Here is a 14,757-nt window from a genome sequence, read left to right on the forward strand (position 1 = left end):
TGACAACTGCTCAATCAGTTCGATCGCTCTTCTACGAATATCGGTTGCTGGAGTCATGGAAGATCACGCTTACCTATGTCTAATCAAATTGTACTCAGACTGGACGGTTTTTTCGATTTAATCAAGAATTCATAGAATTTATACAGGACACTTATGGCATGAGCGTTACCCCTGAACTGGTCGAGCAAGATGACGGGGGACGCTTAATTAAAAAGATTGTCGCACTTGAAGCGATATTGGCAACGCCTGGGGAAATGGTCACTGATGACTAGGGGCGAGAATTTATTCCACCGCCCTCTGTGGTTGTGGAACGCGATAAATCGGAACGCTGCTTGGCTATTTGCACGCTCCTGGAGCAATCATTCTACCGCGTGGTTAATGCGTCATCGGCTGGGATTTAGACCAGTGCTAGTGGATCTGATGGCTGGGATTGACATTAAAGGCGACGAGGCGATGATTCAGGCTTTGCAACTTCAACTGTTGTTATTAGTTGTATTTTTTGATACGAACCACTGGATCTTCTTCTTGATTTGGTTCATTTAAAAGGTATCTTGGGAACAGGCTCTACTTTTACAATTGTCTTCCCCTTATAAGTACCGAAAGAGGTTGCATCGGATGAATCGAATTCTCATCGCTGAAGATGAACCCCGCATAGCGGCTTTTATTGAGAAGGGATTACGTTCTCATGGTTTTACGACTGCTGTAGCAGCTGATGCCTACTCAGCGACTAACATGGCATTAAGTAGCGGTTTTGATTTGATGATTTTGGATTTGGGGCTTCCTGGTAAAGATGGCTTGGATATATTAGAAGAATTGCGGGGACAAGGGGAAATTTTGCCAGTGATTATTTTGACTGCTCGCCATGACATTCAAGATAAGGTTGCAGGGTTTGAAGCAGGCGCAGATGATTATGTAACCAAGCCTTTCCGATTTGAAGAATTGTTAGTACGGGTAAAAGCTCGGTTGCGTCATAGTGGTGGTAGCCAAGCTATGGAACAGATGGTAATTAAGGCGGGAAACGTGGTTTTGGACTTGCGATCGCGTAAAGTAAAAGTGGGTCAAAATACCGTAGAGTTGCCCGCACGAGAATTTACCCTAGCAGAAACTTTCTTCCGCCATCCTGGACAAGTTTTGAGTCGTGAACAATTATTAGATATGGTATGGGGTTACGACTATGATCCAGGCTCCAATATTGTTGATGTTTATGTTGGTTATTTGCGAAAAAAATTAGGTAGTGACTTAATTGAAACTGTGCGAGGAATGGGTTATCGCCTGCGGGCTTAAAAATGCCTCAAGGTCGAAGTAATCGTACACGAGTTATTACTAATTATAAAATTAAGTCTTAAGTAATTTAAAGTTATTATTAATGTCGAGAAAACAGAACAAACGGCAACCACTTGCAAAAAGCCATCAAAAACGTAATAAAGGTATTTTTTGGGCTACACGTACTCGTATTCTCTCCTGGTATGCGATAATTTTGTGTTTCATTTTTGTGGTTTTTGTCCCAGCATTTCGTCAAGTTTTGTATGCACGAATTAATAGTCGTGTAAATCAACAAATAACCGAAAAAATGCAGATATTTGACCAGTTAATTACTGGCAAAACTCAATTTTATGAAAATATCGAATTTGATGAAGAACCTACAGAGTCTAATCGATTAAGAGAAGCTGATAACCGCCTGATTCAACCGCCAAAAACTAAAGAAGAGCTAAGAGCTTTTTTAGATGCTTTTTTAGGAAATCAGCTGCCAGAAGATGATACTTTTCTGATTATGCTATGGAAAGGTAAATTTTATAAATCTAGTCCTAGAGCTAGACCAAAAGAACTGAGTAGAGATTCACAAATCATTCGATATTGGGCAGGGTTAAAGCAACCAGAAACAGGAGAAAAAGTCATTCCTGGTAGCAAAGTTGATAGCATTGTCTATCTGGCTCAACCTGTGAAAATTCAAGGCGAAGTCATGGGAGTGTTTGTCATCGCTCACGCCACATCTGGTGAACGAGGGGAAGTTTTGGAAGCTGTAACAGTTATCATTCAAGTGAGCGTAGGAGTCCTATTTTTAGCGTTAATTTTAACTTGGTTCGCTTCTGGAAAAATTCTTGCTCCTTTACGCTTATTCACCCAAACTGTTCGCAAAATTAGTGAAACAGATTTAAATCAACGCATTGTGATAGATGGTCAGGGAGAACTGGCAGAATTAGCAGCTACCTTTAATGAAATGATGGATAGGTTGCAAGGTGCTTTCGTCAGTCAGCAAAATTTTATTGACGATGCTGGACACGAACTACGAACACCAATTACTATCATTCGTGGTCATCTGGAATTGATGGGTGATGATCCGCAAGAAGTACAAGAAACTCTAGCGCTAGTTATGGATGAGCTAGAACGTATGAACCGTTTTGTTAATGACCTTATTTTACTCGCCAAGACAGAGCAACCCGATTTTTTGCAGTTAGAAACAGTTGATGTTTGGATTTTCATTGAAGAATTATTTGCAAAAGTTAAAGCTTTAGGCGATCGCCATTGGCAACTCAAAGCTATTGCTAGAGGTAAAATTGTCGCAGACCGTCAACGTCTGACTCAGGCTGTGATGAATTTAGTACAAAACGCTACTCAACATACAAAAAATACTGATACAATTACCCTTGGTTCAGTGATGCGCCAAGGTCAAGTCAGCTTTTGGGTTCATGATACAGGAGAAGGTATTGCAAAAGCCGACCAACAGAGAATTTTCCAGCGTTTTGCTCGTGCTACAAACAGTCGCCGTCGTTCTGAAGGTGCTGGGTTAGGATTATCGATTGTCCAAGCGATCGCAGAAGCCCACGGAGGGAAAGTCACTCTAGAAAGTCAACCCAAAGCAGGAGCCATATTTACTATTATTTTACCTGTAGAACCACCCCAAGAACAAAAATGGAATTGAAGTGATTTTTTAATTAGTTGGTTGAAAACAAAACGGTAGATTTGTTGTCAACAATCCAAATTTTGATCCATCGCCTTTTCAAGCAACTTCTACAGCTTCCAATACATCAGCTTCTATTACAAATACAAGGCTTTCGGAATCAAATTTAAATAATACCTATGTACTAGTAATTGGCGATCGCATTGTGCCAGTTGCGTAAGTCCTGTTGATATCTGATGAAGGTTACATGAGAAAGTTCTCATGTAACCTTCATTGTCTTCTCATAAAATACTAGTTAAACTTACGTTAATTTCAAGTTAAGAAACTAGGTAAAGAACCAAACTTAACAGATGTGCAACAAGCGCAAGTGTGGCAAGTACTGGAAGACATTATCCGAACTTGATATTATTTCAGATTGCTAGATAAAAAGGGGATTAGATACTGTGGGAAAAATTAGTCAGGAGTGTAAATGAATAACTTGTTACCCCACTCTGGAGAAATTATAAGAACATCGGGTAGTATCCTGTCTTCAGAGGATAGTAGTTTATCTAGCAAGACTCGGAAGTGGCGTATTGCTTTATATTCCCACGACACAATGGGCCTAGGACATAAACGCCGTAATTTGTTGATTGCTCAAACTTTAGGATGTTCACCCCTAAAAACCGATGTTTTAATGATTAGTGGCATTCAAGATGCCAGCAATGTACCAACACCTCCAGGGGTAGATTGTTTGACGCTCCCGGCTTTGCATAAAAGCATTGATGGGCAATATCACGCCAGAAGATTGGATCTATCATTGCAGGAAATTATTACACTGCGATCGCAAGTTATTCTCACCACCATCAAAACATTTAAACCTGATATTTTCATTGTGGATAATGTACCGCGAGGAGCAGTTAGAGAGCTAGATCCAACCCTAAATTACTTGCGTATTCAAGGAAAAACACACTGTATTTTAGGGTTACGGGATATCTTAGATGAACCCGCTTCTGTGCGTCGAGATTGGAAGCGAGCAGCCAATGAAGAGGCGATTCAAACTTACTACGATCAGGTTTGGGTGTATGGCGATCGCAACATCTATGACCTAGCAAAAGAGTATCACTTCCAGCCAAAAACTGTTGCCAAATTCCGCTATACTGGCTATCTTGACCAACGCAGTCGCCTCAAACATCTGGATTTAGACAGCGTTCAAGCATTTAAATCGCTCAATCTGCCATCTGAACGATTGGTATTGTGCTTAGTGGGAGGCGGACAAGACGGAGCGCAGTTAGCAGAAACATTTGCTCATGCTGAACTACCACTAGAGATGAACGGTATCATCTTGACAGGCCCGTTTATGCCGCGAAAAGTAAGGCAACAACTCCAGAACTATGCAGCGCAACGTGACAATCTGCGCGTGTTGGAATATTTAGCCGAGCCGACACTATTATTAAATCAAGCCGAACGTGTAGTTGCGATGGGTGGTTACAACACAACTTGTGAATTGTTGTCATTTGCAAAGCGATCGCTAATTTTACCCCGCATCAAACCCCGACAAGAACAATCAATCCGTGCTAAACGATTACAAGCACTTGGCTTAATCGATGTACTGCATACACATCAACTGACACCTGCTGCATTAACGAACTGGCTAAAGCTTGAGGTAGAGCCATCACAAGTCCGTAATTTCGTCGATCTCAAAGGACTTACCCGCATTCCCCAATTCGTTAATGAAATCCTTATATCAGCTATTTGTCATTAGTTATTGGTCATTAGTCATTTGTCAAAGACAAAAATCTCACCTCATTAATTACGAATTACGAATTACGAACTACGAATTATGTCAATCCGTATTGGTTACATTCTCAAACGTTATCCCCGCTATTCTGAAACCTTTGTTGTCAATGAAATTTTGGCTCATGAAGCGGCTGGCTTAGATATAGAAATTTTTGCATTACGTCCACTATGTGATACTCACTTTCAAAATATTATTTCCCAAGTGCGTGCGCCTGTAAATTACATCCGCAGGCCAATTCAAGGGCGAGTTAGTGAATCACTTAATAGTCTCGCACCTACAGCCGCTAGCTATTTTTGGGCAGAGTTACAAGAAGCAAGTAAAGTTATCCCTGACTTTTGGCCAAAACTGGCTTTTGCTCAAGGTGAACAAGCTAGCACTGTCTACCAAGCCGCATGGTTAACACGAGAAGCGCGAGTCAAAGGCATTACTCATTTACACGCTCATTTTGGGACTGTGGCTACTAGTGTCGCTCGGCTAGCATCTCACTTTACAGGCATTCCTTATACCTTTACGGCTCATGCTAAAGACATATTTCATGAAAGCGTGGAATTTGAAGATATGCAACGTAAGCTACAGGATGCGGCTAGTGTCGTAACTGTCAGTGACTATAATCTCAGATATCTGCACAATACGTATAACTTAGACGCAAAGCGAGTTCAGCGCATTTACAACGGGTTAGATTTACGACAATTACAATATTCTTCTCCGGCTGAACGTTCTCCATTAATTATCTCAGTCGGGCGGTTAATCGAGAAGAAAGGGTTATCTGTTTTGATTGATGCTTGTGCCATTCTCAAGCAGAGAAATTATCAGTTTCAGTGTCAAATTGTCGGGATCGGTTCTTTAGAATTGACTTTGCGTCAGCAAATTATAGATTTAGAACTGCAATCTATCGTGGAAATTGTCGGCCCGCGTCCGCAAAATGAGGTGTTTCAATTAGTACAAAAAGCTGCTGTGTTTGCTGCACCTTATGTCATTGGCAAAGATGGTAATCGGGATGGACTACCTACGGTTTTACTCGAAGCTATGGCTTTGGGAACGCCCTGTATAAGTACTGATGTAACGGGTATTCCTGAATTGGTGCGTGATGGCGAGACTGGGTTAATTGTGCCACAACATGATGCCGAGAAATTAGCGATCGCACTTGGGCAATTCCTCACAAATTCTGCTTTGCGGGTTAAATTGTCAACCCAGGCTAGGCAATTAATTGAGTCTGAGTTTGATATTCATCGCAATACTGCAATTTTACGGAAATTATTTCTCACGCATACTGCAAGCGGAACTCGCAAAGTAGGCGCAAAAGCGTAAAGGAGGTGTGAAGATGCGAATTGCATACATTTGTGCTGATCCGGGTATACCTGTATTTGGTCAAAAAGGATGCTCGATTCATGTCCAAGAGGTGATTCGAGCGTTGCAAAAGCAAGGTAGCCAAGTCACATTGTTTGCTACTCGGATTGGGGGAGAATTACCCGCAGATTTAGCTAATGTTGTTGTTCATCAACTCCCATTTATCCCCAAATTAGAACGGGCGATGCGAGAGCAAGTTGCTTTAGCGATCAATCCTGATTTACGTTTTAATTTGGAAAGATTTGACCCCTTTGACTTCATTTACGAGCGTTATTCTCTTTGGAGTTATAGCGCGATGGAATATGCCCAAGCTATGGGAATTCCGGGTTTGTTGGAAGTAAATTCGCCTCTGATTACAGAACAAGCACAGCATCGGGGTTTGATTGATCGCCAAAGTGCCGAAGAAGTCGCAAATCGAGTGTTTTCATCTGCTACAACACTGATTGCTGTTTCAGATGCAGTGAAAACTTACTTGATGAATTATGTGGACAGTAGCAAAGTTCATGTGATCCCTAATGGTGTCAATCCTCACCGCTTTTCTACCCTTCGTCCGGCAACTCAACGTGAAACCTTTACAGTGGGATTTGTCGGTACGTTGAAACCGTGGCATGGATTGCCAATTCTCACAGAAGCTTTTAGTAAACTGCATCAACGGGTTCCCAATGCCAAACTTTTAATTGTTGGCGATGGCCCGGAACGGGAAAATCTGCAAATGGAATTAGCTGCACGGGGATTAGATGCTCATACTCAATTTACAGGTGCGGTGAATCCTGATGAAGTTCCTCAATTATTAGCAGCAATGGATGTCGCCGTTGCACCCTACGCCGCGCAATCCGATTTTTACTTCTCACCATTGAAAGTATATGAATATATGGCGGCTGGTTTGGCTGTAGTCGTGAGTCAGATTGGGCAATTGGCAGACTTAATTGATACAGGGGTGAATGGTATTCTTTGTCCTCCAGGTGATGCGATCGCTTTAGCAGAGGCTTTAAAAAAATTGTGGCGATCGCCTCCTCTCCGTCATACTTTAGGACAGGCGGCGCGGCAAACAGTGATCGCAAATCATACTTGGGATACGATCGCTCAAAAAATTCTCCGCATAGCATCTCCATTGCCGATGGAGGTGAAACGCTAAATGTCAAAACAAGCTGTTCCTGATTTGTGGGGAATCCTAGTTTATTTCTGGACTGACATTCGTCCACAGTCTGGACTACTTTTGATTTCTGGGATCGCTTTAATTGCAGATGTCGGACTACGTGTATTAGAACCTTGGCCGCTCAAGTTTGTCTTTGATTACGTTCTCTTGCGCGGCGACAAGATAAATAATATTCCCATCATTGCTAGTTTAGAACCGATAACATTACTAACATTCTCAGCCGTTGCAGTCTTACTTATTACAGGCTTACGCGCCCTTGCTGCCTATTGGAGTACCGTCGGATTAGCAACAGTTGGTAGCCGAGTCATGGCAAAAGTGCGTAATCATTTGTATTGCCATCTGCAAGATTTATCTTTGACATATCACACCAAAGCACGTAGCGGCGATTTAATTATCCGTGTCAGTAGCGATGCTAGCCGTCTCCAAGAAATTATGATTACGGCAGCATTACCGCTAGTAGTCAGCATTCTGACCCTATTTGGGATGATTGGCGTGATGTTTTGGATGAATCCCAGCCTCACCCTACTTTCACTATTCACGCTACCGTTATTTTGGCTAGTTACTAACCGACTCAGCCAGCGTATTAAAGATTCCTCATTAAAGCAACGCCATCAAGAAGGTGCTGTGGCGGCGACGGCGGCTGAGTCCATTGCTGCCATTAAATTAGTGAAAGCCTTATCCTTGCAAGATGCTTTTGCACGCGTATTTGCTCAACAAAATCAGCGTAGTCTCAAAGAAAGCGTCAAAACCCAACGGCTGGCGGCTCACTTGGAACGTACTGTTGATGCTGTGATTGCACTGGGAACAGCGATCGTTTTATGGTACGGCTCTTGGCTGGCGCTGCGAGATGCCTTAACACCTGGGGATGTGCTGGTATTTCTCACCTACCTGAAGAATGCCTTTAAGCCAGTGCAGAACTTCGCTAAATACACCGGACGACTGGCGAAAGCTGCGGCTTCGAGTGAGCGTATTTTAGATGTATTAAATCAGCAACCCGATGTCTCTGATTTGCCAGATGCAATTCCAGCCCCGATTTTCCGAGGTGCAGTGCGTTTTGATCGCGTCCACTTTGCCTATGAATTAGGACAAGTTCTATTGCAAGAGATCAGCTTAAACATTCAACCGGGACAACAAGTTGCGATCGTTGGGACTTCTGGTGGTGGTAAATCTACATTAGTAAGTTTATTATTACGGCTTTATGATCCAACAGCAGGGCGCGTAATGATTGATGGGCGGGATATTCGAGAATATACATTGGCATCATTACGTCCGCAAATTAGTGTAGTTTTGCAAGATAGTCTCTTATTCGCTGCTAGTATTCGAGAAAATATTGCCTACGGGATTGCCGGGGTGTCTGATGCCGAAATCGAAGATGCGACTCGTTTAGCGAATGCTCATGATTTTATCCAAGCTTTACCACAAGGATACGACACCCTTGTAGGAGAGAGAGGTGCAACTCTTTCTGGAGGACAAAGACAAAGAATTGCGATCGCTCGTGCTGCTATCCGTCAAGCTCCTATCCTGATTTTAGATGAACCAACTACGGGGTTAGATAAGGGCAATGAGAAGGCTGTGATTGATGCGCTGCAACAGTTGTCGGAAAATCGCACTACTTTTTTAATTACTCATGATCTTTATCTAGCAACTCGCGCAGATATGATTCTTTATTTGGAAAATGGGCAGGTGGTGGAACAAGGCACTCATCTGGAATTGATGCAACAGAATGGGCGTTATGCGGCTTTGTATCAAGTGCAGGGTTCTTTGAGGGTTTAGAGGGGAGTTTTTTAAAACAAAGGGACGCTGAGGTAAGCGCAGAGGTACGCAGAGTATGGGGTTTAGTGATGGGAAGATGCCTTTTTTGGCGGATGCGGTTGATCGGTTGCGGGTGGAAGAGTGTTTTGGGCGGTGTTTAGCGATCGCTAAAAATTGTCGTTTGCAGAAAGTCCAAGTTATTCGTCATAAGTTGGGGCGGCGTTGTTTGATTGAATATGAATTGATTCGTGATGATGGACAAATAATTACGCTGATTGGTAAGGTTAGGGCTAAGGGAACGGATTTTCATAGTTATGAGTTACAGAAATCTCTATGGTCAGCGGGATTTGGTGATGATAGTCCTGATGGAATTTCTGTACCTGAACCTGTCGGGGTAATTCCTGAATGGCAAATGTGGTTGCAGCATAAGGTTGAAGGGGTTATTGCTACTCAATTCTTATCACAAACTGACAGTATTCTACCCGCAAAACTAATTGCTGAAGCTGCCCATAAATTGCACCAAGCTAATATTCTTCCTCATCGTTCTCATACTATGTCAGATGAACTACGAATTTTGCATGAGCGGATTCCATTAGTTACGCAACAATATCCACAATGCCAAGAACGCTTAGAGAGAATATTAGAAGCAATTAATCATTTAGGAGAAAACACGCCAGAAATAAAACATTGTGGTATCCACCGTGATTTTTATCCCGATCAAGTGATTATTAATAATTCTCGTTTGTATCTCATTGACCTAGATTTATATTGTGAAGGTAATCCGGCACTTGATATTGGGAATTTCATTGGTCATATTCAAGAATACAGCCTTCGGACTTTTGGTGATTTCCAAGTATTACAAGAATATGAAAATGTTTTAACTGAAAGATTTATTCAGCTTACAAGCGATAAATTCCTCACTGCAATTCAATCCTATACCATCCTAACTTTAGTTCGGCATATTCATCTCAGCACCCAATTTGTAGAACGTCGTCCTTTTACAGAAGCACTATTAAATCTGTGTGAACAGCGACTTGGGATAATTTGTAATTCGTAATTATAGGGTTTCTGAGTTAAGTGCAATACAGACCAAACCCAGCCAATTTAAATAAAGTTCAGAATGAGCAACAAAACCCTCATGTAGAGACGCGATGAATCGCGTCTTGAAAGACTAATGGAACCGTATTGCAGCCAATTTATCTGTCACCCTATTTTTACGAACTGGTAGTATTTTCAGGAGATAGTATTGATGGGTTTGATTTTTTGGCAAAAAATTCGCCTGATTAGTTTAATTATTTTCCTTGCTTTGAACAGCATAAATAAAGCTAATGCAACGACTAAACCCGCATCAATAGGAAATCATCAATTAAATATAATTACATCAGTTTCTCAATTGTCGGATATTAATGTTGATAGTTGGGCATTTCAAACACTACAAGCTTTGATAGAGCAATATGATTGTGTTAGTCAAGCTAATCCTGACAATCAAACTCTGAATAGATATCAATTTGCTACTAAATTAAATACTTGCGTAACACACATCAATAAGTTAATTACTAAAGGTAAAATAAATAGAGAAACTTTAACTACCATTCAAAAATTACAAGTAGAATTTTCGGCAGAATTAGCAACTTTTAGAAATCGCATCGATTTATTAGAAGACAAAGTGGCTGCATTGCAAGCACAACAGTTTTCGCCCCAAGTTGAGTTAGAGGGAGAGATTATCTTTGCGATGACTGGAGTTGCTGGTGGGAAAAAAGCCAACAGTAGAACCAAACCAATCAATGATAATTTAGTGTTGAGCGATCGCGTCCGTCTTAGCTTAGAGACTAGTTTTACCGGCAAAGACAACTTACAAATACGCTTGCAAGGACGCAACACACCAGAATTGGCAGATTTCACCGGAACTAAAATGGCCAATTTGGGATTTGATGGCGACGATGACAATGAGATGGAAATAGATGAGATAGATTATAAATTTCCACTTGGTAAGCAAACTCATATAACTTTGTACGCTTTGGGAGGAGGATTAGGCGATTTTGTTCCTAGTGTCAATCCTCTGTTTAGCGGTAGTGGAGACGGATCAATTTCTACATTTGGACGAGAAAATCCAATTCGACGACAAGGTGGTGGTGCAGGTATCGGTATTTCTCATAATTTAAATGACTCTCTGAATCTGTCATTGGCATATATCACCAACGATGCAGCTAACCCAGAGAGGGGAATTTTTGCTAGTCCTCATGGTGCGATCGCTCAAATCACACTTGAACCCACCAAAACAACAGCACTTAGCGTTACCTATATCTACTCTTACAATAATGTGAATACCGGAACCGGCAGCGAATTAACCAACAATCCCTTTAATAATCAGGCAGATGCCATTACTGCGAATTCCTTTGGTGCAGAAGCCGCTTGGCAATTTAACCAAAGTATCACTATTGGGGGCCGAGTTGGTTTTATTCATGCCAAAGCAGAAGATTTAGCAGCAACCCCAAATGCTTTTATCTCCACATGGGCGTTACTACTATCGATCAAAGATATTGGCAAAGAAGATAGCTTTGCTGGATTTGTAGTAGGTCAACCGCCTAAAGTAACTGATAATAGTTTTGGTGATACCTTTGAAGATGAGAATACATCTTTACATCTAGAAGCTTTTTACCACCTACAAATCACAGATAATGTAGCGATAACTCCGGGTTTATTTGTCATCACGAATCCCGAAAATGATAATAGTAACGACAAAATTTATGTTGGTACGGTTCGTACAACATTTACCTTTTAACTAAGGACTTCCAAGTAAAAAAATATCCAACTCTTTCTTCTAGGTGCGCGTATCGCTAGAAACGAGAAAAACAAAGTCCCCCTAAGCGGACTCAAAGAATTTGAAACCCAGGGAGATGGTTTTTTTTTTGTATAGCCGCGAATTCCATTCGCTAGGGCAGGTGTGTTTTTACAAAAGTGAGATGCTCCCGTTCGTCAGCCTTGGGCAATAAACAATTCGCAATTCGCAATTATTAACTAGGAGTAAAAGAAATGAACCAAAAAGTTAGTATTGCTGATAGAACGAAAGCTTTGGCAATAAGGATAGTTAAAGCTTGTACTTTTTTAGATGAAAAACCCGGAGTCTGTCGAACATTATCAAAACAGTTACTCCGAAGTGGTACTTCTATAGATGCAAATGTTAAAGAAGCTCAATCTGCCCAATCGGATAAAGACTTTCTAAGCAAATTAGAAATTGCGCTTAAGAAAGAAAGAGAGACTGAATACTGGTTAGAAATATTAATCAAGGCAGAATTGGTTAATAAAAATAAGTTTGAGTCCTTGCTTCAAGAAACTAGAGAAATTGGAAAAATCTTAGTTGCATCTACTCGAAAAGTTAAAGAGAAAATCAAGCAATGAAATTAATTGCGAATTGCGAATTGCGACTTGCGAATTGTTTTGGTTGGGGGATGCCTGAGCAATATCATTGGAAGCTGGAGAATCCACGCGAGATCACGACAATACTCCTCAAATGTGCGATGAGTGGATCTGTATAACCTGCGATCGCGCAACTGAGCCAATGCCTTGCCTGCCTCAAAAAATGCACGTTCCACCTTGCGTTCTAAATGCAAGCGATCGCTAATTTCCTGCTCAGTTAACTCTGGAACTTCGACAGCAGTAACGGTAATTGTTGCTGAGGCTGGGTCTTCTTGAAGGGAGATATCCTCGTTTACAGAGTTAGCTGCTGAAGTTGAATCAGTAGATGCGGCAGAGGTGGCTTTGTTGCGTCTAGAAGGTGGTTTAGGCATGATTCCACCTTTCTAGTTCAATGAGATTTTCTGAAAGTCAATTGCAAGGTAGATTTTAAATGTAATAGGTCGCTGAGATCGTTCCACAAAGAAGACAGAGTGGAGGATAAAAGACTCGATAGCAGCAAAATAAATCATCAGACTGTAACTTTCTAAATTTACACTTAAGCCAATAATGGCAAAGCATGAGGCTTTACACTGAGCCGTTTAAGCCTCATCAATGTCCTCCATGTAAATTAAGAAATCACCAGGTTGAGCCTTTAGCTTTTTACAAATAACTTCAACCGTTGTCCTATCGGGATAAATATCTCTATCTCTCCAGAGCCTAAAAGCAGTCGCTCTGGGCAATCCAGTGATTTGCCAAAATTTATTGGCACTTGGAATCCCTTTTTCTTTTCCAAATTCTTGAATCCTATTCATAAGTCCCATTTAACAAGACTACCTTTAAGCGTAATCTTATTAAAGAGACGTGTCAACAGTTGACACGTCTCATTGAATGAGACATAATATTTATATCAATAGAGAAAGCGCTACCGACCGTCAATCTGAAGCGCTTCCCGTCCCGTTAGGAACTTATTCATTATGACTCACGTTATTTACACAGCACAACAGCTGCAACTAAAATCCATTGCGCGGCTCAAGCAAATCTACAGCGAAATCGCCTGCACAGCCGAAGTAAGCGACAAACGCTGTAAGGATTCTTGGATTTCCGCCATTGTTAACTATCAAGCCAGCAAAATTCAGAAACTCGCCCCTGCTGCCCCCGATAACCAAGCCCTCGCCCAAGCCGAACTCGACAGCTACATCGCCGACCAAGCCCAAGCGATCGCACCCGAACCCCTCACAATAGTCGAAATCTCGTTTGACCATCACGAATATTACGCTGATGACAAACTGGTAGCCAGCATCAGCCATGATGATAACCATTTAACACAACGCTGGGTAGTCATGGTCAACGACAAAGAAGTATTTCGTGCCAACACTCTAATGCGTTGCGATCGCTTCATCTGCACTCACTATAAAGATGGCTCATTACCTGTGCAGGAGAAAGCAGAGGTGCAGGGGAGCAGGGGTGCAGAGGGGAGAAACCTACAACAACTTTCTCCTCTGCCCCTCTGCGCCTCTGCCCCGCAAGTTTCCTCTTCTACCGAAAACCAAATCATGGCGCATATCTTCAACGAGTGCCAAGATTATGGGTTTGAAATTCTCGATGATGGCATTTACAACAACAACGGCGTGAAACTGGGGCAAGTCGGATGCACTAACGGTAACTGGTGGGTGAAAAGGCGTTATTCAGTCCAGCAGCAGTATTCTAACTCGGTCTATGATGCAGTGCGCTCATTGTCGATGGTGGATGTGTCTACTGATAGTAAATCCATTTTTGATGAATATATTTTAGACCAACCGTTAGAACAGCTAACTGGCGATAGATTGCAACGGCTGCTGGAGAGAACGGAGTTAGTCACAGCGTAAATCAGTAGTCAGAATCCAGGAGTCAGGAGTCAGTAAAGAAACAAAGAGCAGGGTGGAGAAGTTAATAAAATCTGCCTTCCTTCTCTTCTTCCCACCTGTTCCCAAAATTCTGACTTCTGAATTCTGGCTCCTGAATTCTTCTTTCATTTTCCCTTCATTCACCAATCAATATGCAACCCACAATATCCATTCCCCAACACTGGGCATACCCTCGCTTTACTTTGGAACAGCGTACAGAACAAGGCACGATTCTCGGACTTTACTACTACCCATCGGGTACAGAGTTGGCTGAACAATTTGATGATGGTTGGCGTTATGCTCTGATGCCTAACAAGAATTCTGATGAAATATCGTACTTGAAAGAGGATCAAATCCAACCGCTCACGCCAGAAGAATTATTCCAGCAAATTACCGCAGAAATTGGCTTTTATCAACAACAAATCTCCATTCTGCAACAACAGTTAGCCGCATTACAGCACTTCCGTCTGTTGTAAGGTACACTAGATTAAAATATAAATACTTTTAAATGAAGTCATACTCTGTAGATCTTCGAGAAAAAATAGTT

Annotated in this window: 13 protein-coding genes and 1 pseudogene; 12 read left to right on the forward strand and 2 right to left on the reverse strand. The window is 41.7% G+C overall.

What is annotated here, in order from left to right; translation table 11 throughout:
• The first annotated feature begins 264 nt into the window (after positions 1-264).
• The 10 genes from V7K69_RS00325 to V7K69_RS00370 all read left to right on the forward strand — a co-directional run bounded on the left by V7K69_RS00325 (position 265) and on the right by V7K69_RS00370 (position 12,330).
• The gene (locus tag V7K69_RS00325) at positions 265-543 is read left to right on the forward strand and encodes a hypothetical protein (RefSeq protein ID WP_335030555.1); all 279 of its coding nucleotides are present in this window, start codon (positions 265-267) and stop codon (positions 541-543) included.
• A 72-nt stretch (positions 544-615) separates the two neighbouring features.
• A complete protein-coding gene (locus V7K69_RS00330) occupies positions 616-1,284 on the forward strand; it encodes a response regulator transcription factor (protein ID WP_335030556.1) in 669 nt (222 codons plus the stop codon).
• An 82-nt stretch (positions 1,285-1,366) separates the two neighbouring features.
• On the forward strand, positions 1,367-2,920 hold the full coding sequence (locus tag V7K69_RS00335) for a sensor histidine kinase (RefSeq protein ID WP_335030557.1): 1,554 nt from the start codon (positions 1,367-1,369) through the stop codon (positions 2,918-2,920).
• Between the two features lie 448 nt (positions 2,921-3,368).
• Positions 3,369-4,640 (forward strand): glycosyltransferase family protein, encoded by a 1,272-nt coding sequence (locus V7K69_RS00340; protein WP_335030558.1) that lies wholly within the window; start codon positions 3,369-3,371, stop codon positions 4,638-4,640.
• A gap of 78 nt (positions 4,641-4,718) precedes the next feature.
• Positions 4,719-5,984, forward strand: coding sequence for a glycosyltransferase (locus V7K69_RS00345; RefSeq protein WP_335030559.1), 1,266 nt, complete (start codon positions 4,719-4,721; stop codon positions 5,982-5,984).
• Between the two features lie 13 nt (positions 5,985-5,997).
• Entirely contained in the window at positions 5,998-7,158 is a 1,161-nt protein-coding gene (locus tag V7K69_RS00350) for a glycosyltransferase family 4 protein (RefSeq protein ID WP_335030560.1), read from the forward strand.
• The gene (locus V7K69_RS00355) at positions 7,159-8,952 is read left to right on the forward strand and encodes an ABC transporter ATP-binding protein (RefSeq protein WP_335030561.1); all 1,794 of its coding nucleotides are present in this window, start codon (positions 7,159-7,161) and stop codon (positions 8,950-8,952) included.
• 55 nt (positions 8,953-9,007) lie between these two features.
• Complete coding sequence (locus tag V7K69_RS00360; protein WP_335030562.1) at positions 9,008-9,988, forward strand: phosphotransferase; 981 nt, start codon at positions 9,008-9,010, stop codon at positions 9,986-9,988.
• 192 nt (positions 9,989-10,180) lie between these two features.
• Positions 10,181-11,713: an iron uptake porin gene (locus V7K69_RS00365; protein WP_335030563.1), complete on the forward strand. Its 1,533-nt coding sequence runs from the start codon at positions 10,181-10,183 to the stop codon at positions 11,711-11,713.
• A 251-nt stretch (positions 11,714-11,964) separates the two neighbouring features.
• On the forward strand, positions 11,965-12,330 hold the full coding sequence (locus V7K69_RS00370; RefSeq protein WP_335030564.1) for a four helix bundle protein: 366 nt from the start codon (positions 11,965-11,967) through the stop codon (positions 12,328-12,330).
• A gap of 92 nt (positions 12,331-12,422) precedes the next feature.
• Here the strand turns inward: V7K69_RS00370 and V7K69_RS00375 are convergent.
• Positions 12,423-12,719 (reverse strand): annotated as a pseudogene (locus V7K69_RS00375) (hypothetical protein); the annotation flags it as partial.
• A gap of 207 nt (positions 12,720-12,926) precedes the next feature.
• Positions 12,927-13,139 (reverse strand): helix-turn-helix domain-containing protein, encoded by a 213-nt coding sequence (locus tag V7K69_RS00380; protein ID WP_334890231.1) that lies wholly within the window; start codon positions 13,137-13,139, stop codon positions 12,927-12,929.
• Between the two features lie 162 nt (positions 13,140-13,301).
• Between V7K69_RS00380 and V7K69_RS00385 the strand changes: the two genes are divergently transcribed.
• The gene (locus V7K69_RS00385) at positions 13,302-14,192 is read left to right on the forward strand and encodes a hypothetical protein (RefSeq protein ID WP_335030565.1); all 891 of its coding nucleotides are present in this window, start codon (positions 13,302-13,304) and stop codon (positions 14,190-14,192) included.
• Positions 14,193-14,362: 170 nt separating this feature from the next.
• Positions 14,363-14,686 (forward strand): hypothetical protein, encoded by a 324-nt coding sequence (locus V7K69_RS00390; protein ID WP_335030566.1) that lies wholly within the window; start codon positions 14,363-14,365, stop codon positions 14,684-14,686.
• Positions 14,687-14,757 lie beyond the last annotated feature (71 nt).

It is taken from the genome of Nostoc sp. (assembly GCF_036917775.1).
Taxonomy (GTDB): domain Bacteria; phylum Cyanobacteriota; class Cyanobacteriia; order Cyanobacteriales; family Nostocaceae; genus Nostoc.

Bases quoted from the DNA above. Each gene is read 5' to 3' on its own strand.
- V7K69_RS00385 (WP_335030565.1), top strand. From the start codon at position 13,302: ATGACTCACGTTATTTACACAGCACAACAGCTGCAACTAAAATCCATT.
- V7K69_RS00330 (WP_335030556.1), top strand. From the start codon at position 616: ATGAATCGAATTCTCATCGCTGAAGATGAACCCCGCATAGCGGCTTTT.
- V7K69_RS00350 (WP_335030560.1), top strand. From the start codon at position 5,998: ATGCGAATTGCATACATTTGTGCTGATCCGGGTATACCTGTATTTGGT.
- V7K69_RS00335 (WP_335030557.1), top strand. From the start codon at position 1,367: ATGTCGAGAAAACAGAACAAACGGCAACCACTTGCAAAAAGCCATCAA.
- V7K69_RS00325 (WP_335030555.1), top strand. From the start codon at position 265: ATGACTAGGGGCGAGAATTTATTCCACCGCCCTCTGTGGTTGTGGAAC.
- V7K69_RS00340 (WP_335030558.1), top strand. From the start codon at position 3,369: ATGAATAACTTGTTACCCCACTCTGGAGAAATTATAAGAACATCGGGT.
- V7K69_RS00370 (WP_335030564.1), top strand. From the start codon at position 11,965: ATGAACCAAAAAGTTAGTATTGCTGATAGAACGAAAGCTTTGGCAATA.
- V7K69_RS00360 (WP_335030562.1), top strand. From the start codon at position 9,008: ATGGGGTTTAGTGATGGGAAGATGCCTTTTTTGGCGGATGCGGTTGAT.
- V7K69_RS00380 (WP_334890231.1), bottom strand. From the start codon at position 13,139: ATGAATAGGATTCAAGAATTTGGAAAAGAAAAAGGGATTCCAAGTGCC.
- V7K69_RS00345 (WP_335030559.1), top strand. From the start codon at position 4,719: ATGTCAATCCGTATTGGTTACATTCTCAAACGTTATCCCCGCTATTCT.
- V7K69_RS00390 (WP_335030566.1), top strand. From the start codon at position 14,363: ATGCAACCCACAATATCCATTCCCCAACACTGGGCATACCCTCGCTTT.
- V7K69_RS00355 (WP_335030561.1), top strand. From the start codon at position 7,159: ATGTCAAAACAAGCTGTTCCTGATTTGTGGGGAATCCTAGTTTATTTC.
- V7K69_RS00365 (WP_335030563.1), top strand. From the start codon at position 10,181: ATGGGTTTGATTTTTTGGCAAAAAATTCGCCTGATTAGTTTAATTATT.